This window comes from Sphaerotilus sp. FB-3 (genome assembly GCF_023706025.1).
Lineage (GTDB): Bacteria > Pseudomonadota > Gammaproteobacteria > Burkholderiales > Burkholderiaceae_C > Sphaerotilus > Sphaerotilus sulfidivorans.
On the sequence record NZ_BQWE01000060.1, the window covers coordinates 19,024 to 39,865 of the forward strand.

Below are 20,842 nucleotides of genomic sequence, written 5' to 3' on the forward strand. Positions count from 1 at the left end.
TGTCTTGTCTCGGGTGGGGCCTCAGGCCAGCGCGGCGACCGCGCCGGTTCGGCCGAACATCAGCTGCTCGCGCAGCTCGCCCAGCGTCGCGCCCTCCCGGATCAGGTCGAAATACCAGCTGCCGTCCGAGGTGTCGCCGTACAGGCAGGCGCCGACCAGGCGGCCCTCGCGCAGCACCAGCTTGCGGTAGACGCCGTCGACCGGGTCGGACAGCAGGATCTGCTCGCTGTCGTCGTCGCCCATGAAGTCGCCGGCGGAGAACAGGTCGATGCCGGTGACCTTCAGCCGGGTCGCGGTCTGGCTGCCGGTGTAGCGGCCGACGCCGGTCTCGCCCAGATGGGCCGCCAGAACCCGCGCCTGCTCGTACAGCGGCGCGACCAGGCCGTAGGCGATGCCGCGGTGGCTGGCGCATTCGCCCACCGCCCAGATGCGCGGGTCCGTCACGGTCTGCATCGTGTCGCTGACGCGGATGCCGCCGCGGCCGTCATGGTCGCACAGCAGGCCGGCCGAGCGCGCCAGCGCGGTGTTCGGACGAATGCCGGCGGCCATCACCACCAGATCGGCCGCAATCTCGCGGCCGTCCTTCAGCCGCAGCGCGCGCACCCGGCCGGCCTGGCCGTCTTCGGCATCGCCCAGCAGCGCTTCGGTCTGCGCCTGCAGCGCAAAGCGCAGGCCGCGCGCCTCCAGCGCCTGCTGCAGCAGCCGGCCGGCGGTCGGGTCGAGCTGGCGGTCGAGCAGCCAGGCGCCCAGATGCACCACGGTGACCTCCATGCCGCGCAGCTTCAGGCCGTTGGCGGCCTCCAGGCCGAGCAGGCCGCCGCCGACCACCACCGCATGGCGGCGGGTGCGCGCCGTCTCGATCATGGTCTCGGTGTCGGCGATGTCTCGGTAGGCGATGACGCCCTCGAGCCGGTGGCCGGGCACCGGCGGGATGAAGGGCGTCGAGCCGGTCGCCAGGATCAGCCGGTCGTAGCGGGCGCTGACCGTCGTGCCGTCGGCCCGGGTGGCGATGACCTGGCGGCGCGCCCGGTCGATCGTGGTCACGGTCGTGCCCAGATGCAGCGTGATGCCGTGCCGCTCGTACCACGACAGCGGGTTCAGCACGATCTGGTCGAGCGTCTGCTCGCCGGCCAGCACCGGGCTGAGCATGATGCGGTTGTAGTTCGGATGCGGCTCGGCACCGAACACGGTGATGTCGTGCAGATCCGGCGCGATCTTCAGCAGCTCCTCGAGCACGCGCACGCCGGCCATGCCGTTGCCGATCATCACGAGCTTCATTCTGGGCATTGCGAACTCCTGGCAAATTCATATGGAACAAGTTGCATTCCCATTCACAATGCGTCCGCATGAGCTTTGATGTCGACATCGGACACACCAGCGCCAGCGGGGTGCGGGAACGCAACGAGGATTTCGCCGCTGCCGTGCGCGCCGGTGCGCAGGAGCCGGGTCGCGGCCTGATCGCGGCCGTGGCCGATGGCGTGTCGGCCGGCGGCCTGGGGCGCGAGGCCGCGCAGACCACGGTGATGAGCCTGGTGCAGGACTTCCATGCCGCACCGGCCACCTGGGAGACGACGGTCGTCCTTGACCGCCTGATCGGCGCCCAGAATGCCTGGCTCGCCGATCACAACCGACGCCGTGGCGGCCCCGGCGGCGATCGTGCCTCCGGACTGACCACGCTGACGGCGCTGGCCCTGCAGGGCCACACCTGGACGGTCGCCCACATCGGCGACACCCGGGCCTGGCTGCTGCGTGCGGGCGAGCTGCAGCAGCTCACCCAGGACCATGCCATCGATCATCCCGACTTCCGCAGCCAGCTCACCCGCGCGGTCGGCCTCGACTTGGCGGTGCGCGCCGACTACCTCCAGGGCGAACTGCAGACCGGCGACATCTTCATGCTCACCACCGATGGCGTGCATGGCGTGCTCCGGCCCGAGCAGATCCGCGGCCTGCTGGCGGCCACGCCAGCGCAGATCGCCAGCGAGGCCATCGTCAAGGCCGCACTGGAAGCGGGCAGTCAGGACAACGTCACGGCATTGGTCATGCAAGTTCTGGGCCTGGAGCCGGTGCGGCTGCAGGACACGCTGCTGCAGGCGCGCCAGCTGCCGGTGCCGCCGCGCATGCGTCCCGGCGACGTGCTCGATGGCTGGAGCATCACTGCGCTGGTGGCCGACACCGGCGTGCACCGGCTCTACCAGGCGCGCGATCCGGCCAGCCGCGAGCTGGTGGCGATCAAGACGCTGCACGAGTCGCGTGCCAGCGACCGCGAAGAGCAGGCGATGCTGGCGCACGAGGCCTGGCTGGGCCTGCAGGTGACCGACAGCGGCGCGCCCGGCTTCGTGCGGGTGCGCCAGGTCCGCGCGCCGAGCGCCTTCTACACCGTCTTCGACTGGCACAGCGGCCAGACGCTGGAGCAGCTGCTGGCCGAGCAGGCGCGGCGCTTCGCGATCCCCGAGGTGGTGCAGGGCGGGCTGGCGGTGTGCCGTGCGCTCGGGCGGCTGCACCGCATTGGGGTGATCCACCGCGACATCAAGCCCGGCAACCTGCATCTGGGCGAGGATGGCCAGTGGCGGGTGCTCGATCTGGGCGTGGCGGTGTCGGGCCGCGAGCCGGCGTCCACGCGCACGCTGCATGCCGGCACGCCCAGCTACATGAACCCGGAGCAGTGGGAGGGCGATGCCGGACGCGCCGCCGAGCCGGGCAGCGACCTGTTCGCGCTGGGCGTGACGCTCTACCAGTGGCTGACCGGCCGGCTGCCTTACGGCGAGATCGAGCCGTGGCAGACCGCGCGCTTCCGGCGCGATCCTGTGGCGCCCTCGCGCCTGCGCCCGGAGGTGCCGATCTGGCTCGACCATGTGGTGATGAAGGCGATCGCGCGCGATCCGCGCCAGCGCTTCGAGACCGCCGAGGAGTTCGCGCTGGCGCTCGAGCGCGGCGCATCCAGGCCGCTGAACGCGCCCCAGGCCACGCCGCTGGTGCGGCGAGATCCAGCCTGGGCCTGGAAGGTCAGCTGCGTGATCTCGCTGATCTTCAACCTGATGCTGGTGATCTGGCTGCTGTTCCTGCCGCGCTGAGCGGCCGCAGCGACGGCGGCATGGGCTGCGGCATGGGCTGCGGCCTCAGGCGGTGCGGCGGGCGCCCGAGGTGCCGACGGTGGTCGGCGTGCTGCGGGCACGGCCCCCCTTCTCGGCCCAGGTGCGGGTCCAGCGGATCTGCACGATGCGCAGCATCACCAGCATCGCCACCGCCAGCACCGCGAAGGCGACGAAGCCCCACAGGTAGGTGCCGCTGTGCTGCTTGGACAGGCCCATCGCGTTCGGGATGAAGCCGCCGCCCAGCGCGCCCACTTCGCCGATCATCGAGCCGGCCACCGCGGTGGTCAGCGGCCAGCGCAGCGGCACCAGCTGGAACAGCGCGCCGTTGCCCGCGCCCAGCGCGGCGAAGCACAGCATGAACAGCAGCGTGGTCGCCGCCAGCGAGCTGCCGGCGAAGCCGCAGGCCACCAGCGAGATCGCCACCAGCACCAGCACGCCGCTGAGGGTGTTGATGCCGCCGATGCGGTCGGAGATGTAGCCGCCGACGACACGCACGCCTGAGCCCATCACGGTGGCCAGCATCGTCAGCTGGCCGGCCTCGATCTTGGTGACCTTGAACTGGTCGTAGAAATAGGTCGGCAGGAAGCTGGCCAGACCGATGAAGCCGCCGAAGGTCACGACATAGATCAGGCTGAAGGACCAGCCGTCGGCCTCGAACAGGCAGGAGATGTGCTCGCGGAAGGTCTGGTGCTCGACATCCGGCGGCTCCTTCGCGGCGAACCACATCACCAGCATCGGCAGGATCATCGTGCAGGCGGCCAGGCCGTAGACGGTCTGCCAGCCGAACTTCGCCGCCAGCGGGGGCGCGAACAGCACCGCCAGCACGGTGCCGGAGTTGCCGGCGCCGGCGATGCCCATCGCCAGGCCCTTGTACTTCGGCGGATACCAGCCCGAACCGAGCGACAGCGCCACGCCGAAGGAGGCGCCGGCGATGCCCAGCAGCACGCCCATCGCCAGCACCTCGTCATAGGTGTCGACCATCATGAAGCCGAAGGTCAGCGCGGCCACGATCAGGCCCATCTCGACCATCGCCGCGTTCTTGCGGCCGATGTACTGCGCCAGGATGCCCAGCGGAAAGCGCATCAGCGCGCCGGCCAGGATCGGCACCGAGATCATGAAGCCCTTCTCGGCGGCGCTCAGGTTGAAGCTCTCGCTGATGAAGGGCGCCATCGCGCCGTTCAGGACCCAGATCGCGAAGCAGAAGTCGAAATACAGGAAGGAGGCCGCCAGGGTCGGCCAGTGGCCAGCCTTGGCGAAGGACTTGAAGTCGGACATCGGAGTGGAGGGTGCGGGGTGGGACGGCTCCGTCGCGGAAGCAGCCGCAGGGGGGGGGCTGTGCGCGACAGGGTCTGTGCGAGGTGCTCTGGCGGCACCATGCGATCCTTCAGCGGACCGGGGCCGGCTTGCGGCGCCGGCGGATCGCAGCTCTGCGACCGTGCCGGCGACAAAGCATCTTCCATGCCGGCACCTGGACGGTGCATGCCTGGCGTGGTGCGTGCTAGGTGTTCCTGCACAAGAGCGTCGCATGACGCTCCTCCCTCCTGGTTCAAGATCAAGACTTTCAAGACATGCTGAAGATCCTTGCCGTGGCTCCGGCGCAGCCCGATGCGCCGACCCTCGTGACCGACCTGGAGTCCAACGGACTGCAGGTCTGTGCCCGCTGCACATGCGCCGCCATGGTGCGCGAGGCGGTGCGTCATGCACCAGACATGGTCATTGTCTGGGATCCCCACCCCGGCGAGGAGCTGTTCGAGGCGACGCGGCTGCTCGAGTCGGCCGCGCCCGCGCCGGTGCTGGTGTTCACCAGCGATGTCCGGGCCGAGACGATGGAGACCGCGATCGCCTCGGGCATCGACGGCTGGGTGGTCAACGGCTATGCGGCCGGGCGGTTGCGGCCGCTGATCCAGTTCACCAGCGCCCGCCACCGCCAGATGCGCCAGATGCGCGAGGAGCTCGGCGACCTGAAGCGCCGGCTCGAGGAGCGCAAGCTGGTCGACCGTGCCAAGGGCATCCTGATGAGCGCGCGCCAGATCAGCGAGGACGAGGCCTTCCGGCTGCTGCGCTCGGCCTCGATGCACGCGAAGCTGCGCATCGGCCAGGTCTCGCAGCAGGTGATCGACTCGGCCCACTATGCCGAGGCGATCAACCGTGCCGGCCGGCTGCGCATGCTGTCGCAGCGCATCGTCAAGCTCTACGCGCTGGCGGCGGCCGGCGTCGAGGTGGCCGGCTCGCGCGCGCTGCTGGCCGATTCGGTCACCCAGGTCGACCAGAGCCTGTCGGTGCTGGCGCGCAGCCTGTCGCAGCCGACCTTCGGCGATCTGCTCGGCGCGGTGCAGGGCACCTGGGCGACGGTGCAGGCCGGGCTGGGTGGTCTGCCGGTGAGCTCGCGCACGGCGGTGCTCGACCAGGAGGCCGAGCGGCTGCTGGAGCTGTCGGACCGGCTGACCCAGGCGCTGGAGAATGCCGGGCTGACGCCGTCGCTGCATGTCATCAATGTCTCGGGGCGCCAGCGCATGCTGGTGCAGCGCCTGGCCAAGCTGGCGCTGCTGCGCAGCGGCCCGGCGATCGCGCCCGCCGAGCCGCTGCCGGTCGACCTGGCGCCCACCGCCGAGGCCTTCGAGCGCGGACTGGCCTATCTGCACGAGATTCCGCTGTCGACGCCGCTGATCCGCGAGGGCCTGGCCCGTGCCGAGGCGACCTGGCGCGACATGCTCGCCGCGGTGCGCGCCGGTGCGCAGCAGGGCGCGCGCATCACGCTGGCGGCCAGCAGCGAGTCGCTGCTGGAGCTGTTCGACGCGCTGACCCGCGAGTACGAGCAGAGCATGCAGATGCTGATGGGTTGATGTCGGCGGGTGGATGCCGGTGAGGCTTCACGGCCGGCGCTGATCCGCGTCAGCGCCGGGCATGATGCGCTGCTTATCATTCCCGGATGAGCATTTCCGCGCTGTCCGACCTCTCCGATGCCGTCGTGGCTCCTGTCGCACTGAACGAGAGCCTTCTCGATCTGCTGCTGATCGACGGCGCGATGGCCACCCTGAAGCGGGCCGCGGACGGCCGCCCTGTCTGGGCCAGCCCGTCCTGGCAGGACTGGGTCGGCGGGGAGGCGCCGCTGCCGCAGCCGGTGGCCAGCGCGATCCAGGCGGCCGATGCCCGCGCGCTGGCCAGCGGGCAGCCGATGTCGGTCGATGACCATGTGTTCGAGCGCGCCGACGGGCGGCGGGTCGAGCTGCGTGCGCTGCGCCGGGTGCTGCACGGCCTGGCCGGCGAGCCGCTGCTGCTGACGCTGTGGCGCGATGTGACCGCGGTGCGGCGCGAGTCGATGCAGCTGCAGCAGGCGCTGGGTCAGATCGAGCGTCTGCAGCAGGCGATCGAGGCGATGCGCCGGCAGCACGAGCAGGGCCTGGACCGTCCGGGCGAGCTGTTCCGGCGCGAGCATTTCGAGGAGCACCTGCGCCGCGAGGCCGCGCTGTCGCAGCGCGAGCACCGCGAGTTCGCGCTGGTGCTGCTGGCGATCGACCGCATCGAGGCGATGCGCCAGAGCCACGGCGAGGCGGCGGTGCAGCGCATCGTCGAGATGATGGGCCACCTGATGCGCACCAACACCCGCGCGATGGATGTGCTGTCCCAGCTCGGGGACGGCCGCTTCGCGATCCTGCTGTCCGGCGTCGGCCTGGCGACCGCCCATGCGCGCATGGAGCATCTGCGCCGCGCCTGCGCCACCCAGGTGGTGGTGCAGGACGGTCGCAGCCTGGGCTTCGAGATCTCGATCGGCATCGCCAGCTTCCCGCACACGGCCGCGACGCTGGCCGAGCTCAGCCAGGCCGCGGTGCGGGCGCTGACCGATGCGCGGCTGCGCGGGGGCAACCGCATCGCGCTGGCCTCGATCCGGCTGCCCGAGACCTCGGGGGTCTGAGCGAGGATCAGTCGGCCGCCGCCTGGCGCAGCGTCTCGCTGACCGGCCGCTGCAGCACGCCGCGCAGGCTCCACCAGCCGGCCAGCGCGGCCATCAGCGCGCCGGCGACGGTGCCGGCCAGCGGCACCCAGGGCGAGGGCGTCCAGGCGAAGCCGAACACCTGGCGTGCCAGCGCCCAGCTCACCGCCACCGCGGCCAGCGCCGCCAGGAGTCCGGCCAGTGCGCCCAGTCCGAACAGCTCGGTGCGCTGCACCTGGCGCAGCAGCGCGCTGCCGGCGCCCATCGCGCGCAGCAGCGCGAACTCCCGGGCGCGCGATTCGCGGGTGGCGCTGACGGCGGCGAACAGCACCAGCAGGCCGGCCGCCAGCGTGAAGCCGAACAGGAACTCGACCGCGCGGATCACCTGATCCAGCACCTTCTGCACCTGCGCGATCTGCTGCGACACATCGACCACGGTCAGGTTGGGATAGTCGCGTGCCAGCTGGGCGTCGAATCCGGCCCGCGCGGGCGCCCGCAGCGCCGAGATGTAGGTCGCCGGCAGCTCCGGCATGTCCGCGCGCGGGAACATCACGAAGAAGTTGACCCGCATCGAGCCCCAGTCGACCCGGCGCAGGCTGGTGATGCGGCCCTCCACCGCCGTGCCGGCGATGTCGAAGCCCATGCGGTCGCCGAGCTTCAGGCCGAGCGTTCGCGCCAGGCCTTCCTCGACGCTCAGCCCGTCGGCCTCGTCGGCCTGCCAGCGCCCGCCCGCCAGCGTGTTGTGCGTCGGCAGCGTCGCGGCATGGCTGAGGTTGAATTCGCGCTCGACCAGGCGCTGCGCCCGGTCTTCGGAGAAGCTGGCCGGGGTGACTGCCCGGCCGTTGATCGTGGTCAGCCGGCCGCGGATCATCGGGTACCAGTCGTAGCCGCTGACGCCGGCCTGCTCGACCGTGCGGCGGAAGTCCGCGGCCTGGTCGGGCTGGATGTTGATGATGAAGCGGTCCGGCGCGTTGGCCGGCGTGGCGGCGCGCCAGCTGTCGACCAGATCGGTGCGCATCAGCACCAGGACCATCAGCGCCATCAGGCCGATGGCCAGCGCGCTGACCTGCAGCACCGCCAGCGCCGGGCGGGCGCCGATCTGGCGGGTCGCCAGCGCCAGCCAGCGCGGCGCGCCGGTTTCCGGCACCGCCCGGCGCAGCAGTTGCACCGCCAGCCAGGCCACGCCGGCGAAGAGCGCCCAGGCCGCCGCGAAGCCGCCGACCGCGATCGCGCCGAGCTTGGCGTCGTCGGCCACGCTCATCAGCAGTGCGGCGTAGCCCGCCAGCCCGGCGCCGAGCACGCCCAGCGAGGTCGGCCGCAGTCCGCCCAGGTCGCGGCGCAGCACCCGCAGCGGCGGCACGCGCGCGAGCTGCAGCACCGGCGGCAGCCCGAAGGCCGCCAGCAGCAGCAGGCCGGTGCCCAGGCCGAACAGGCCCGGCCGCAGGCTGGGCGCGGGCAGGTCGCTCTCGACCAGGCCGGCGAGCAGCCGCACGAAGACCTCATGCACCGCCAGGCCCAGCAGCACACCCAGCACGCTGGCGGCCAGGCCGACCATCAGCAGCTCCAGCGCATAGATGGCGGCGATGCGCCGCTGCGACAGGCCCAGCACCCGCATCAGCGCGCAGGCGTCCAGATGACGGGCCGCGAAGCCCCGTGCGGCGATGCCGACCGCCACCGCCGCCAGCAGCGCCGCCAGCACCGCGACCAGCTGCAGGAACTGGCTGGCCCGGTCCAGCGCCTGGCGCATTTCCGGGCGGGCGTTCTCGATCGACTCGATGCGCATGCCGCGCAGCCGGCCGGCCTCGATCGCGGTCTCGGCCCAGGCGACGAAGCCGCGCACCGCGGTCTGGCGCCGCTCGCCCTCGGGCGCGGCCACCGCCAGGCGCCAGCTCACCCGGCTGGCGGGCTGGATCAGGCCGGTCGACGCCAGATCGGCCTCGGCCATCAGCACCCGCGGCGCGAAGCTGACGAAGCCGGCATCGCGGTCCGGCTCGGCGCGCAGCAGCGCACCGATGCGCAGGCCGCGCTCGCCCAGCATCAGCGTGTCGCCGACCGTCAGGCCCAGGCTGTCGAGCACCGCGGCCTCGACCCACACCTCGCCGGCCTGCGGGCCCTGGCGGCGGATCTCGGTCGGGCCCTCGGCGCGCAGCGCCACCTGCAGCTCGCCGCGCAGCGGATAGGTGCTGGCGACCGCCTTGACCGAGACCAGCCGGATCGCGCCGCCGCGCGCGTCGGGCGCACGCGCCATGCTGGGAAACCGGGCGCTGGTGGCCCGCTGCAGGCCCATGCGCCGTGCGGTGTCGTCGAAGGCCGCCGGCAGGGGCTGGTCGCTGGCGATGACCGCGTCGCCCCCGAGCATCGTCAGCGCGTCGCGCGACAGTCCGGCCGCCAGCCGGTCGGCGAAGAAGCCGACCGCGCACAGCGCCGCCACCGCCAGCGCGACGGCCACCAGCATCAGCCGCAGCTCGCCGGCGCGGAAGTCGCGCAGCAGCTGGCGCCAGGCCAGGGTGGTGACCGCCGGCGGGCGGGGAGGCGGAAAGGTCGCGGGGCGGGCGGGCAGGGCAGTGGCGCTCATGGTGTCCGACCTTACACCAGCGCCCGCGCCGCTTCAGAACGCTGCGTGCAAAGTCGCAGAACATCACGGGGCGGCGGCCATGCTGCAATCACTTCGCCATGAACACTTCGCTGCCCACCCTCTATCTGTCCCACGGCTCCCCGATGATCGCGATCGAGGATTCGCCGGCGGCCCGCTTTCTCGACCGGCTCGGACCGGTGATCGAGCGCACCTTCGGCCGGCCTCGGGCGGCGCTGGTGGTGTCGCCGCATTCCTCGACCCGCCAGCCGATGGTGCTGGCCGGCGCGCGCCATCCGGCGATCCACGACTTCGGCGGCTTTCCGGCCGAGCTGTACGCGCAGCGCTATGACGCGACGGGCGCGCCGGCCCTGGCGCTGCAGGCTTCCCGGCTGCTGGCCCGCGCCGGCATCGAGGCGCCTGCGGTCGAGGCCGAGGGCCTCGATCACGGCATCTGGACGGTGATGAAGCGCGCCTGGCCGGGCGCCGAGGTGCCGGTGGTGCCGCTGACGCTGGTGCCCGGCGCCTCGCCGCAGCAGCAGTGGGCGATCGGCGCGGCGCTGGCGCCGCTGGCCGACGAGGGCGTGCTGGTGATCGGCAGCGGCGCGATGACGCACAACCTGCGCCGCTTCTTCGGCCTGCGCGGTGCGGTCGATCCGGCCGCCGCCGATGTCGTCGCCTTCCAGGACTGGGTCCGTGACCGCGCCGCCGCGCGCGACTGGCCGGCGCTGTTCGACTACCGCCGCCAGGCGCCCGAGGCCGCGCAGCAGCATCCGACCGACGAGCACTGGCTGCCCTTCTATGTCGCGGCCGGTGCCGGCGGCGACACCGCCGGCGTGCGCATCCACGACAGCGTCGATGCCGGCGTGCTGGCGATGGACGGCTACGCCTTCGGCCCGCAGGCCGAGCGGCTGAGGCAGGCGCTGCAGGGCTGAGCCTCCTGTGTTCGGTCTGCGCCGCCACCGGCCCTGCCGCATCGAGCTGCACCTGATGCCGGTCGCCCCCGGCGAGCCTGAGGATCCGGTCGATCTCGCGGTTCTGGACGAGTTCGAGCGTGCCCGGGCGATGCGGCTGCGCCGGCCAGCCGACCGGGTGCTGTTCATCCGGGCGCATGCCCTGCTGCGCCGCGTGCTCAGCCGGCATGCGCCGATCGATCCCGCGCGCTGGCGCCTTGTCCGGGCCGAGGCGGGCAAGCCGGCACTGTGCCCGCAGCAGCATCCGGCGCTGCAGGCGCTGCGCTTCAATCTGTCCCACTGCGCCGGCCTGGTGGCGCTGGCCTGGGAGCGGGAGATCGGTGTCGATGTCGAGCCGGTCGATGCCCTGCAGCCGGACGAGGCGCTGGCGCGCACCCTGCTGGCGCCCGGCGAGTGGCGGCACTGGCCGACCCTGGTCGACGCGCACGGCGTCGACGGTGTCGACGGCATGGATGGCGGTGGTGGTGGCCGTGCTCGGCGTCATTTCCTGCTGACGCGCTGGACCCTGAAGGAGGCGCTGCTGAAGGCCGCCGGCATCGGCCTGAGCGGTCTCGAGCCTGCGGGGCTCGAGCTGCTGCCGGCGCCGAACGGGCTCTGGCGGGTGCAGCCGGGGAGGGCGGCGCTGCCGGCCACGCTGCGGCACTGGGTCGACGGGGGCTGGCTGCAGGGCGGCCTCGAGGCCGGCTCCCACCACTGGGCCCTGGCCTGCGAGCGGCAGGCCGGCGAGACGATCGAACTGCAGTGGCTGCGGCATTCGTCTGCCGGCGTGATCGCGCCGGGTTGATCAGACCGTGCTGATCAGGCCGGATTGTCCAGATCGATGAAGCGGTGCTGCAGGCCGAACTCGGCCGCGACCCGCGCGCCCAGCGCCTGCGCGCCGTAGCGCTCGGTGGCGTGGTGGCCGCAGGCGAGAAAGGCGCAGCCGGTCTCGCGCGCGATGTGCGCCTGCGGCTCGGAGATCTCGCCGGTCAGGTAGACATCGGCGCCGGCGGCGATCGCCGACTCGAAGTAGCCCTGGGCGCCACCGGTGCACCAGGCCACCCGCCGCACCGGCCGCCCGTCGCCGGGCACGACGACGGGCGCGCGGCCCAGCGTGGCCTGCACGCGTGCGGCCAGGGCCTCGAGCGTGCAGGGTCCGTCGGCCGGCACACCGATCAGCCCGAGCGCCCTGTCGCCGAAGCTGCCCTCGACCGTCAGGCCCAGCTCGGCGCCGAGCCGGGCGTTGTTGCCGACCTCCGGGTGGGCGTCCAGCGGCAGGTGGTAGGCGTAGAGACTGATGTCGTGCGCCAGCAGCGCGGCCAGCCGGCGCTTCATCCAGCCGGTGACCCGGCCGTCCTGTCCGCGCCAGAACAGGCCGTGGTGCACGACGATCGCATCGGCACCGTCGGCCGCGGCGGCCTCGATCAGTGCCAGGCTGGCGGTCACGCCGCTGACGATGCGACGCACGCGCGTGCGCCCCTCGACCTGCAGGCCGTTGGGACCATAATCCGAAAAACGTCCGCTCTCGAGCAGCCGGTCCATCCAGCCTGCAAGCGCGTCGCGGTCCGCGCCCCCGCCGGTGTCGGTCCTCAGGTCCTCAGTCACTCTTTCCATCTCCGGTTGTCCGTTCATGCGCAGGCTCTGGCTCATATTCTCGCAGGCCGTCACGGTGGCGCTGGCCGCCGTCTTCGTGCTGGCCACGCTCAAGCCGCAGTGGCTGGGCGGGCGTCCGGGCAGCGCGCCGGTGCAGTTCAGCATCATCCAGGCGGCACCGCTGCCGCTGGACGGGGCGAGCAGCCCCGGCAGCTACGCCCCGGCCGCACGGCGCGCCTCGCCCTCGGTGGTCAGCGTGATGACCTCGGCGGCCGAGAGCCCGGCCAGTGCCAGCGATGCCCTGCGCCGCCATTTCGGCGACCCGGACGGCGGTGGCGGCAGCGCCGGCACCGGCTCGGCGGTCATCGTCTCGCCGGATGGCTATCTGCTGACCAACAACCATGTCATCGACAACGCCGAGCAGATCGAGATCGGCCTGGCCGACGGTCGGCGTGTCGCCGCCAAGGTGGTCGGCACCGATCCGGACAGCGATCTGGCGGTGCTGAAGGTGGCGCTGACCGGCCTGCCGGCCATCACCTTCGGCGATGCCGACGCGCTGCAGGTCGGCGACATCGTGCTGGCCATCGGCAATCCGTTCAATGTCGGGCAGACGGTGACTTCGGGCATCGTCAGCGCGGTCGGCCGCAGCGGACTGGGGCTGAACACCTTCGAGAACTTCATCCAGACCGATGCGGCGATCAACCCGGGCAATTCCGGCGGCGCGCTGGTCGACATCAATGGCCAGCTGCTGGGCATCAACACCGCGATCTATTCGCGCTCGGGCGGCAGCATGGGCATCGGCTTCGCGATTCCGGTGGCCACCGCGCGCCAGGTGATGGAGGGCCTGATCACCGAGGGCGTGGTCACCCGCGGCTGGATCGGCGTGCAGCCCAGCGACCTGACCCGCGACATGGCCGAGTCCTTCGGGCTGGAGGTCGAGCGTGGCGTGCTGATCACCGGCGTGCTGCAGGACGGTCCGGCCAGTGCGGCCGGCGTGCAGCCCGGGGACGTGGTGGTGAAGGTGGCTGGCACCCCGGTGATGAACACCGCGCAGCTGCTCGACGCGGTGGCCGGCCTGCGGCCTCAGAGCCAGGCGGTGCTGTCGGTGCACCGCGGCCGCCAGCAGCTCGAGCTGACGGTGCGGGTGGCGCAGCGGCCCAAGGCGCGGACCGCGCGCGGTGCGCCCGGATCAGGACGCTGAGGAGTCCGGGGCGGCCGAATACTTCATGAAGAAGCCCGCCGCCCAGATGCCGACCTCGTAGAGCAGGCCCATCGGCACCAGCAGCGCGATCATCGACACCGCATCCGGCGGCGTCACCAGGCCGGCCACCGCCGCGGCCGCCACCCAGAAGTAGCGGCGCCACTCGCGCAGCTGCTCGATGGTCACCACCCCGAGCCGGGCCAGCACCACCACCGCCACCGGCACCTCGAAGGCCACGCCGAAGGCGATGAACATCGTCAGCACGAAGTCGAGGTAGGCCTCGATGTCCGGGCTGACCGCGACCGAGGCGGGCGCCATCGACTGGATCGCCGGAAAGGCCTGGCCGAACACGAAGAAGTAGCAGAAGGCCACGCCGGTGTAGAACAGGATCGTGCTGCTGGCCACCAGCGGCAGCACCAGACGCTGCTCGTGGCGGTACAGGCCGGGCGCCACGAAGGCCCAGACCTGGTAGAGCACCCAGGGCAGCGCGACGCCGAAGCCGGCCAGCAGCGTGACCTTGATCGGGATCAGGAAGGGCGAGACGACGCCGACGGCAATCATCTTCGAGCCTTCCGGCAGCGACTTCACCAGCGGCAGCGCCAGCAGGTCGTAGACCTGGGACGGGCCGGGATAGAGGCACAGCAGGATGAAGATGGCGCCGACGCCGTAGACCGAGTGCAGCAGGCGGTCGCGCAGCTCGATCAGATGGCTGACGAAGGGCGCTTCGGTCCCGGCGAGCTCGTCGGGTTGGGGGTCAGGGCTCGAACTCACGATGGGGTGGGGGGCGCAAGGAGAAGTCCCGCCAGGCGGGACGGAGGATCAGACGCTGCGGCGCGGCGGACGAAAGCGCGCGACCCGCGCGGCGCCGGACTGCACATGGCGCCGCACGCCTTCGCGCTTCTTGTACCACTGCGGAATGGCGCCACGCTTGACGCGCCATTTCTTGCGCGGGTGCACATAGGTCGGCACCGCCGGCGAGCTGTCCCACTCGTAGGGCTCGTAGGTCGGGGCGCTGTCGTCGTCCGTGCCGGCGCTGCCCGGGCCGCTCAGGGCCGCGTTGATCTGGCCGGTGGCCGAGTCCAGGCTCGAGGAGACCGACTGGCCGACATCGCGCGCCGCGGTCTCGAACTCGCGGCGCACCTTGTTGAGCTCGTCGAGCTCCATCGAGCGGTTGACCTCGGCCTTGACGTCGGCGACATAGCGCTGCGCGCGGCCGAGCAGCGTGCCGGCCATGCGCGCGACCTTGGGCAGCCGCTCCGGACCGATCACGACCAGCGCGATGCCGGCCACCAGCATCAGCTTCGAAATGCCTATGTCGAGCATTCAGGGGTTCCCGAGGAGATCCGGTTCAGCGGATCACTGCTTGGTGCGGGCCTCGACGTCGATCGCCTGGCTGTTGTCGACGCGCTTCTCGGCGACCTGCGCGGTGGCGGTGGGGGTCGGCTGGGCGGCGGCCTCGGCGGCCGGCTTGTCGCCGTCCTTCACGCCATCCTTGAAGCCCTTGACCGCCGAACCGAGGTCGGAGCCGATGTTCTTGAGCTTCTTCGTGCCGAAGACCAGCACGATGATGACGAGGAAGATGATCAGGTGAGTGGTGGACAGGCCCATGAGGGTGCTCCGTGAGTGCTGCGGGTGCGGTGGATGGTCGGGATTCTAGGTGGGGCGTCTCAGCCCTGTTTCCAGGGGCGCGGACCGCCCATCACATGCATGTGGAGGTGGTAGACCTCCTGGCCGCCGTCCGGGCCGGTGTTGATCACCGTGCGGAAGCCGTTGTCGGCGCCATGCTCGCGCGCCAGCTTCGTCGCCAGCAGCGCCATGCGGCCCAGCAGCGCCTGGTGGCGCGGCTCGGCGTCGGCCAGCGTGGCGATGTGCTCGCGCGGGATGATCAGCAGATGCACCGGCGCGGCCGGGCGGATGTCCTTGAAGGCGATCAGCTCGTCGTCCTCGTGGACCTTCTGCGCGGGGATCTCGCCGGCGGCGATGCGGCAGAAGATGCAGTTCGGGTCGTGGCTCATGGCGGCAGCTCCGTCGATGCGTGCGTCGATGCGTGAAAGGGACGATGAGGTTCAGCGCGGCCGGCTGGCGAACTCGGCCAGACCCGACAGGCCCTCGCGGCGCTCGAGCTCGGCGATCACCTGGGCCGGGGTCAGGCCGAACTGCGCCAGCGCGACGATGCTGTGGAACCACAGGTCGGCGACCTCGTAGACGATCTTGGCCGGGTCGCCGTCCTTGGCGGCGATGACCACTTCGGTGGCCTCCTCTCCGACCTTCTTCAGGATGGTGTCGGTGCCCTTGTGGAACAGGCGCGCGACATAGCTCCTGTCCGGGTCGCCGCCGCGGCGCGAGGCGATCACCTCGGCCAGGCGGGCCAGGCTGTCGGTGGAGGAGGGGGCGGCGGGGGCCGGGGCGGCATCAGTCATCGGGGCGGGGGCGCAGGCGCTCATGAACGGTAGATGGTGGCGGGATCCTTCAGGACCGGATCGACCGCCTGCCAGGCCCTTTGACCGTCGGCCGTGGTGCGCAGTTCCTCGAAGAAGCAGGAATGGCGGCCGGTGTGGCAGGCGATGCCGGGCTCGTGGCCGAGCTGCGTGATGCGCAGCAGCACCACGTCCTGGTCGCAGTCGATGCGGATCGAATGCACCTTCTGCACATGGCCGGATTCCTCGCCCTTGTGCCAGAGGCGGTTGCGCGATCGGCTCCAGTAGACCGCCTCGCCAAGCTCGGCGGTGCGCGCCAGCGCCTCGCGGTTCATCCACGCGAACATCAGCACGTCGCCGCTGTCCTTCTCCTGCGCGATCACCGGCACGAGGCCGTCGGCAGTCCAGGTGATTCTTTCCAGCCAGTCCATGGCGGTGGAGTGTAGCAACCGTCACGGAGCGGTCCGCGACGAGTCCATGACAATCGCGGCATGACGACCGATCTGCACATCGATTCCGCCGCCGCCTCATCTTCTTCCTCGGCTCCGTCCCGACCGCTTGCGCTGACGCTGGGCGACGCGCTCGGCATCGGTCCGGAGATCATCGTGCGCGCCTGGCGCGAGGGCCGCATCGGCCCCGGCGTGCTGGTCATCGGCGAGCCCGCGGTGCTGCGGCGGGCGGCGCGTGCGCTGCGGCGCCTCCACGATGTGCCCGAGGTGCCGATCGCGGTGATCGACGCGGTCGCGGATCTGGCCGAGGTGCCGCCGGGGGCGCTGCCGGTGCTGCTGCCCGGCCACCGCGAGCCGGCGCTGGCCGAGGCGCCGTGGGGCACGGTCGACGCGCGCGCCGGCCGGCTCGCCGCGGCCTGCATCCGCGACGCGGTCGCGCTGGCGATGCGCGGCGAGATCGCCGGGCTGGTCACCGCGCCGATCCACAAGGAGGCGCTGGCCGCCGCCGGCGAGCCCTTTCCCGGTCACACCGAGCTGCTGGCCGACGAGAGCGCGCGCCACGGCCGGCCGGCCGACGTGCGCATGATGCTGGCCAACGAGGAGCTGCGCACGGTGCTGGTCACCATCCACTGCGCGCTGCGCGAGGCGATCGATCGGGTGACGTTCGACGCGGTGCTGTCGACGCTGCGCATCAGCCACGCGTCGGCCGCGCTGTGGGGCCAGCCGCGGCCGCGCATCGCGGTGGCCGGGCTCAATCCGCATGCGGGCGAGGGCGGGCTCTTCGGCCGCGAGGAGATCGAGATCATCGCGCCGGCGATCGCCGCCGCCCGCGCCGAGGGCATCGACGCGCAGGGGCCGTTCCCGCCCGACACCATCTTCATGCGCGCGCGCCGCGGCGAGTTCGATCTGGTGCTGGCGATGTACCACGACCAGGGGCTGATCCCGGTGAAGTACCTGGGCGTCGAGCAGGGCGTGAACGTCACGCTGGGGCTGCCCTTCGTGCGCACCAGCCCGGACCACGGCACCGCCTTCGACATCGCCGGCCAGGGACGCGCCGAGGCCGACAGCCTGGTGGCGGCGCTGGCGATGGCGCGACGGCTCGCCGCCGGTGCCGCGGGCTGATCAGCGCAGCGCCAGGTCCAGCACGTAGCCGGCGAAGACCGCGAAGCCCACCCAGTGGTTCTCGCGGAAGGCACGGAAGCACCCCTCGCGGCTGCGATGCCGGATCAGCGTGAAATGCCAGGCCACCTGCGCGGCTGCCACGGCGATGCCCAGCCAGAAGGCGCCGCCCAGGCCGGCCTGCAGCGCGGCCCAGGACCAGATCGCCAGATACAGCCCGTAGAACAGCATGACCGCGGCCACATCGGCGCGGCCCAGCGTGATCGCCGAGGTGCGGATGCCGATCTTCAGGTCGTCGTCGCGGTCGACCATCGCGTACTCGGTGTCGTAGGCCAGCACCCAGAACAGGTTGCCGATCACCAGCGCCCAGGCCAGCGGGTCGACCGCGCCGCGCACCGCGGTGAAGGCCATCGGAATGCCGACGCTGAAGGCCACGCCCAGCACCGCCTGCGGCATCGCGACGAAGCGCTTGGCATAGGGGTAGGCCATCGTGATCGCCAGCGCGGCGAACGAGATCAGGATCGTGGGCGCATTGGTGCTCAGCACCAGCGCGAAGGCGACCAGCGCCAGCGCGGCTCCGACGCCCAGCGCCTCCTTCACGCCCATCGCGCCGGAGGTGATCGGGCGCTGCGCGGTGCGCTTGACATGGCGGTCGAATTCGCGGTCGGCGACATCGTTGATGCAGCAGCCGGCGCTGCGCATCAGGATCGTGCCCAGCGTGAACACGAGCAGCAGATGCAGCCCCGGCCAGCCGCCGGCGGCCAGCCACAGCGCCGAGAGCGTCGGCCACAGCAGCAGCAGCCAGCCGGCCGGGCGGTTCCAGCGGATCAGGTCGAGATAGAGCGGCAGACGTGAGGCGAGGGCGGTCATCGCGCGGCGGGGCAGAGGCAGTCGGGCAGGACCGCCATTGTCGCCGCTCAGATCAGCGTTTCCGGCAAGGTCTGCGGCAGTGCGGCGGTCTCGGTGTTGGCCAGATCGAAGTCGCGCGGTCGGTCCGGGCGGTGGCGCTCGCCCCAGTTCAGCACGAACTCGATCACGTCACGGGCCGGCATCGGCCGCGAGGCGTAGTAGCCCTGCACCATGTCGCAGCCTTCGGCCTCGAGCACGCTGACCTGCATCGGCTCCTCGACGCCCTCGGCCACGGTGGACATGCGCAGCGACTGCGCCAGCGCCAGGATGTTGCGCACGATCGAGCGCGCGTCGCGGCTGATCAGCAGTTCGCGCACGAAGGCGCGGTCGATCTTCAGCGTGTCGAAGGGGAAGCGGCGCAGGTAGGCCAGCGAGGAGTAGCCGGTGCCGAAGTCGTCCAGCGCGATCTGCACGCCCAGCCGGCCCAGCGCATGCAGCCGCTCCACCGTGCCGCGGGTCTCGTTGATGAAGACCGATTCGGTGATTTCCAGCTCGAGCCGGTGCGGCGCCAGGCCGCTGCGCTGCAGCGCGCGCTGCACCGCGTCGGGCAGGTTCTGCGCCATCACCTGTACCGGCGAGATGTTGACCGCCACCTGCAGCGGATCGGGCCAGCGCGCCGCCTCCAGGCAGGCCTGGCCGAGCGCCCATTCGCCCATCTGCAGGATCAGGCCGCTTTCCTCGGCCACCGGAATGAACTCGACCGGCGAGATCGGGCCGTGCTCGGGATGGTTCCAGCGCAGCAGCGCCTCGAAGCCGGTCACCGCCCAGTCGCGCAGGCTGACCTTGGGCTGGAAGTGCAGCTCGAGCTGGCCGCGCTCGATGGCCTCGCGCAGGTCGCGCTCCAGCACCAGGCGGCGGCGCACCTGCTCGCCCAGCCGCGCGACGAAGAAGCGCACCGAGCCGGGCGCGTGGCTCTTGGCGTCGTACAGCGCCAGGTCGGCGTGCTGCATCATCTCGTCGACCGTCATGCCGTCCTGCGGAAAGCGCGCGATGCCGACGCTCACCCGCACCGGCACCGCCGCGCCCATGACCTCGCAGGGCGCGCGCATCGCCTCGATGATGCGCTGGCCCGCGGCCCCGATCTCCTCGTCCTGCCGCACCGAGCGCATCAGCACCGCGAACTCGTCGCCGCCGAGCCGGGCCACCACCTGGCCGCGGCCGGCCGCCTCCTTGAGCCGGCGCGCCACCTCGACCAGCAGCGCGTCGCCGGTGGCGTGGCCCAGGGTGTCGTTGACATTCTTGAAGCCGTCCAGGTCCAGGCACATCACCGCGCCGCAGTGCGCGGGCCCGCCGGCCTGCTCGCGGGCCTTGGCGCCGCCGAGCACCTTTTCCAGCAGCACCCGGAAGTGCGCCCGGTTGGTCAGTCCGGTCAGGGTGTCGTTGTGCGCCAGCCAGGTCAGGCGCCGATCGGCATGGCGGGCCTGGGTGACGTCGCGGGCGACGCCGCGCCAGCCCACCGGCGTGCCGCGCTCGTTGACCAGCGGCTTGGCGGTCATCGACCACCAGCGCTGCTGGCCGCCGACCATCATCGGCAGCAGCACGTCCCGGAAGGGCTGGCCTTCGGTGAGCCGCTCATGGAGCTGACCGGCCGATTCGCGCTCGCTCTCGGGCAGATCCTTCTGCAGCTCGGCCAGCAGGCCCAGCAGCGAGCGGTCGTTCAGCGTGGCGGCCTCGCGCCCGAGCGCCTCGGCCAGATGGCTGGAGACATGGCAGAGGCGGCCGCCGGCGTCGATCTCCCAGATCACGTCGCTGCCCTGCTCCTCGAAGTCGCGCAGCAGCAGGCCGACCAGCTGCATCTGGTGATCGGACTTGACCTCGGCGCTGACCCGCGCATGCAGGTTGCGCTGCACGCCGCGGCTGCTGGCGATCGCGATGCCGGCCAGCAGCAGCCACTGCAGCAGCAGGCTCCAGGCCGGCAGCCCGCCTTGCAGGCCCGCGCCGATCACCGGACCCAGGCTGAGCAGGCCGAGAAAGGCATGCAGCGCCCGCGGCATCGACATCAGGGTCAGCGATCCGGCGCACAGCACCGTCATCAGCGTGGCGCCGCTGACCACGCCCAGGGTCGCGTCCCCGCCAAAGGCCATCAGCACGGGCGGGGCGCTCCACAGCAGCCCGGTCAGGCCGGCCTGCAGCTCGTAGGCGCCGATGCGGCGGCGATGGATGTGCAGCGGCCGGCCCTGACGGCGGCACTGATGCCAGAACTGCAGGTGGCCGAGCGTCAGCACCATCAAGGCCACCAGCCAGCCCCACAGCGGCGCCTGCGGCACGGCGGCCGGCGCGGCGGCGGCCACCGACAGCGCGCCCAGCGCCGACATCATCGACATCCAGGGCAGCGCCCGCACCACCGCCGCATGCTGGCGCAGCCGTACGCGGGCCTCGATCGCCTCGTCGGAGGCCTGCAGCGTGCGCCGCCGGTCCTCGCGGCGGCGGTCGGAGGCCTGGCGTGCGGGGCGGGGTGTCGCACGGGCCGGCACGCGCGGCGAGGCGCGGGACACGGAGGACGAGGAGCGGTGGGCGGTCTTCGGTGCGGGCATCAGCGGGGGGCGCGAAAGCGGAGAAATGGACATCCGGAGATGTCCTGTTCCCGGCTTTCGGCATCCGCGTGC

Annotated in this window: 18 protein-coding genes and 1 pseudogene; 7 read left to right on the forward strand and 12 right to left on the reverse strand. The window is 71.9% G+C overall.

The genetic code is table 11. The features are described 5' to 3' along the window. Nucleotides 1–45 precede the first annotated feature (45 nt). Nucleotides 46–1,287, reverse strand: a pseudogene (locus NFT33_RS18695) (NAD(P)/FAD-dependent oxidoreductase); the annotation flags it as partial. Between the two features lie 59 nt (nucleotides 1,288–1,346). On the opposite strand from NFT33_RS18695, the gene NFT33_RS18700 reads away from it, so the two are divergent. Then, complete coding sequence (locus NFT33_RS18700; protein WP_251677652.1) at nucleotides 1,347–3,071, forward strand: bifunctional protein-serine/threonine kinase/phosphatase; 1,725 nt, start codon at nucleotides 1,347–1,349, stop codon at nucleotides 3,069–3,071. A 45-nt stretch (nucleotides 3,072–3,116) separates the two neighbouring features. Here NFT33_RS18700 and NFT33_RS18705 read toward each other — a convergent pair whose 3' ends face one another. Then, the gene (locus NFT33_RS18705) at nucleotides 3,117–4,367 is read right to left on the reverse strand and encodes an MFS transporter (protein WP_251677654.1); all 1,251 of its coding nucleotides are present in this window, start codon (nucleotides 4,365–4,367) and stop codon (nucleotides 3,117–3,119) included. A gap of 293 nt (nucleotides 4,368–4,660) precedes the next feature. Here NFT33_RS18705 and NFT33_RS18710 point away from each other — a divergent pair, with 293 nt between their 5' ends. After that, nucleotides 4,661–5,935, forward strand: coding sequence for a type IV pili methyl-accepting chemotaxis transducer N-terminal domain-containing protein (locus NFT33_RS18710; RefSeq protein ID WP_251677656.1), 1,275 nt, complete (start codon nucleotides 4,661–4,663; stop codon nucleotides 5,933–5,935). Between the two features lie 86 nt (nucleotides 5,936–6,021). Beyond that, nucleotides 6,022–7,005 carry a GGDEF domain-containing protein gene (locus tag NFT33_RS18715; protein ID WP_220786129.1) on the forward strand — a complete coding sequence of 328 codons (984 nt, stop codon included), beginning with the start codon at nucleotides 6,022–6,024 and terminating at the stop codon, nucleotides 7,003–7,005. 7 nt (nucleotides 7,006–7,012) lie between these two features. Here the strand turns inward: NFT33_RS18715 and NFT33_RS18720 are convergent, their stop codons facing one another. Then, entirely contained in the window at nucleotides 7,013–9,598 is a 2,586-nt protein-coding gene (locus NFT33_RS18720) for an ABC transporter permease (protein ID WP_251677658.1), read from the reverse strand. Nucleotides 9,599–9,696: 98 nt separating this feature from the next. On the opposite strand from NFT33_RS18720, the gene NFT33_RS18725 reads away from it, so the two are divergent. Beyond that, nucleotides 9,697–10,530 (forward strand): DODA-type extradiol aromatic ring-opening family dioxygenase, encoded by an 834-nt coding sequence (locus NFT33_RS18725; protein WP_251677660.1) that lies wholly within the window; start codon nucleotides 9,697–9,699, stop codon nucleotides 10,528–10,530. A 7-nt stretch (nucleotides 10,531–10,537) separates the two neighbouring features. Continuing rightward, the gene (locus NFT33_RS18730; RefSeq protein WP_251677662.1) at nucleotides 10,538–11,353 is read left to right on the forward strand and encodes a 4'-phosphopantetheinyl transferase family protein; all 816 of its coding nucleotides are present in this window, start codon (nucleotides 10,538–10,540) and stop codon (nucleotides 11,351–11,353) included. A 14-nt stretch (nucleotides 11,354–11,367) separates the two neighbouring features. On the opposite strand, the gene NFT33_RS18735 is transcribed toward NFT33_RS18730, so the two are convergent. Beyond that, nucleotides 11,368–12,162, reverse strand: coding sequence for a Nif3-like dinuclear metal center hexameric protein (locus NFT33_RS18735; RefSeq protein ID WP_376744183.1), 795 nt, complete (start codon nucleotides 12,160–12,162; stop codon nucleotides 11,368–11,370). Nucleotides 12,163–12,178: 16 nt separating this feature from the next. Between NFT33_RS18735 and NFT33_RS18740 the strand changes: the two genes are divergently transcribed. Then, nucleotides 12,179–13,342 (forward strand): S1C family serine protease, encoded by a 1,164-nt coding sequence (locus NFT33_RS18740; RefSeq protein ID WP_220786134.1) that lies wholly within the window; start codon nucleotides 12,179–12,181, stop codon nucleotides 13,340–13,342. Here the strand turns inward: NFT33_RS18740 and tatC are convergent. Genes tatC through hisI form a run of 6 tightly spaced genes read right to left on the reverse strand, consistent with a single transcriptional unit; the run spans nucleotide 13,331 to nucleotide 16,190 of the window. Continuing rightward, nucleotides 13,331–14,113, reverse strand: a complete 783-nt coding sequence (gene tatC / locus NFT33_RS18745; RefSeq protein ID WP_149504039.1) for a twin-arginine translocase subunit TatC — start codon at nucleotides 14,111–14,113, stop codon at nucleotides 13,331–13,333. The genes NFT33_RS18740 and tatC overlap by 12 nt on opposite strands. A gap of 48 nt (nucleotides 14,114–14,161) precedes the next feature. Beyond that, nucleotides 14,162–14,665: a Sec-independent protein translocase protein TatB gene (gene tatB, locus NFT33_RS18750; protein WP_149504038.1), complete on the reverse strand. Its 504-nt coding sequence runs from the start codon at nucleotides 14,663–14,665 to the stop codon at nucleotides 14,162–14,164. A 33-nt stretch (nucleotides 14,666–14,698) separates the two neighbouring features. Beyond that, the gene (tatA, locus tag NFT33_RS18755) at nucleotides 14,699–14,950 is read right to left on the reverse strand and encodes a Sec-independent protein translocase subunit TatA (protein ID WP_251677664.1); all 252 of its coding nucleotides are present in this window, start codon (nucleotides 14,948–14,950) and stop codon (nucleotides 14,699–14,701) included. Nucleotides 14,951–15,009: 59 nt separating this feature from the next. Beyond that, a complete protein-coding gene (locus NFT33_RS18760; protein ID WP_037481929.1) occupies nucleotides 15,010–15,357 on the reverse strand; it encodes a histidine triad nucleotide-binding protein in 348 nt (115 codons plus the stop codon). Between the two features lie 51 nt (nucleotides 15,358–15,408). Continuing rightward, nucleotides 15,409–15,762, reverse strand: a complete 354-nt coding sequence (locus tag NFT33_RS18765) for a phosphoribosyl-ATP diphosphatase (protein ID WP_251677666.1) — start codon at nucleotides 15,760–15,762, stop codon at nucleotides 15,409–15,411. A 20-nt stretch (nucleotides 15,763–15,782) separates the two neighbouring features. After that, a complete protein-coding gene (gene hisI, locus NFT33_RS18770) occupies nucleotides 15,783–16,190 on the reverse strand; it encodes a phosphoribosyl-AMP cyclohydrolase (RefSeq protein ID WP_149504035.1) in 408 nt (135 codons plus the stop codon). Nucleotides 16,191–16,250: 60 nt separating this feature from the next. Between hisI and pdxA the strand changes: the two genes are divergently transcribed. After that, a complete protein-coding gene (gene pdxA / locus NFT33_RS18775; protein ID WP_251677668.1) occupies nucleotides 16,251–17,330 on the forward strand; it encodes a 4-hydroxythreonine-4-phosphate dehydrogenase PdxA in 1,080 nt (359 codons plus the stop codon). On the opposite strand, the gene ubiA is transcribed toward pdxA, so the two are convergent. Together ubiA and NFT33_RS18785 are read right to left on the reverse strand one after the other, a co-directional pair. Then, nucleotides 17,331–18,197: a 4-hydroxybenzoate octaprenyltransferase gene (ubiA, locus tag NFT33_RS18780; protein WP_220786137.1), complete on the reverse strand. Its 867-nt coding sequence runs from the start codon at nucleotides 18,195–18,197 to the stop codon at nucleotides 17,331–17,333. Nucleotides 18,198–18,244: 47 nt separating this feature from the next. After that, nucleotides 18,245–20,770, reverse strand: a complete 2,526-nt coding sequence (locus tag NFT33_RS18785; protein ID WP_251677670.1) for a putative bifunctional diguanylate cyclase/phosphodiesterase — start codon at nucleotides 20,768–20,770, stop codon at nucleotides 18,245–18,247. Between the last annotated feature and the right edge of the window lie 72 nt (nucleotides 20,771–20,842).

Bases quoted from the DNA above. Each gene is read 5' to 3' on its own strand.
- NFT33_RS18740 (WP_220786134.1), top strand. From the start codon at position 12,179: ATGCGCAGGCTCTGGCTCATATTCTCGCAGGCCGTCACGGTGGCGCTG.
- NFT33_RS18715 (WP_220786129.1), top strand. From the start codon at position 6,022: ATGAGCATTTCCGCGCTGTCCGACCTCTCCGATGCCGTCGTGGCTCCT.
- NFT33_RS18765 (WP_251677666.1), bottom strand. From the start codon at position 15,762: ATGACTGATGCCGCCCCGGCCCCCGCCGCCCCCTCCTCCACCGACAGC.
- ubiA (WP_220786137.1), bottom strand. From the start codon at position 18,197: ATGACCGCCCTCGCCTCACGTCTGCCGCTCTATCTCGACCTGATCCGC.
- tatB (WP_149504038.1), bottom strand. From the start codon at position 14,665: ATGCTCGACATAGGCATTTCGAAGCTGATGCTGGTGGCCGGCATCGCG.
- NFT33_RS18700 (WP_251677652.1), top strand. From the start codon at position 1,347: ATGAGCTTTGATGTCGACATCGGACACACCAGCGCCAGCGGGGTGCGG.
- NFT33_RS18785 (WP_251677670.1), bottom strand. From the start codon at position 20,770: ATGCCCGCACCGAAGACCGCCCACCGCTCCTCGTCCTCCGTGTCCCGC.
- hisI (WP_149504035.1), bottom strand. From the start codon at position 16,190: ATGGACTGGCTGGAAAGAATCACCTGGACTGCCGACGGCCTCGTGCCG.
- NFT33_RS18720 (WP_251677658.1), bottom strand. From the start codon at position 9,598: ATGAGCGCCACTGCCCTGCCCGCCCGCCCCGCGACCTTTCCGCCTCCC.
- NFT33_RS18725 (WP_251677660.1), top strand. From the start codon at position 9,697: ATGAACACTTCGCTGCCCACCCTCTATCTGTCCCACGGCTCCCCGATG.
- tatA (WP_251677664.1), bottom strand. From the start codon at position 14,950: ATGGGCCTGTCCACCACTCACCTGATCATCTTCCTCGTCATCATCGTG.
- pdxA (WP_251677668.1), top strand. From the start codon at position 16,251: ATGACGACCGATCTGCACATCGATTCCGCCGCCGCCTCATCTTCTTCC.
- NFT33_RS18735 (WP_376744183.1), bottom strand. From the start codon at position 12,162: ATGGAAAGAGTGACTGAGGACCTGAGGACCGACACCGGCGGGGGCGCG.
- NFT33_RS18710 (WP_251677656.1), top strand. From the start codon at position 4,661: ATGCTGAAGATCCTTGCCGTGGCTCCGGCGCAGCCCGATGCGCCGACC.
- NFT33_RS18705 (WP_251677654.1), bottom strand. From the start codon at position 4,367: ATGTCCGACTTCAAGTCCTTCGCCAAGGCTGGCCACTGGCCGACCCTG.
- NFT33_RS18760 (WP_037481929.1), bottom strand. From the start codon at position 15,357: ATGAGCCACGACCCGAACTGCATCTTCTGCCGCATCGCCGCCGGCGAG.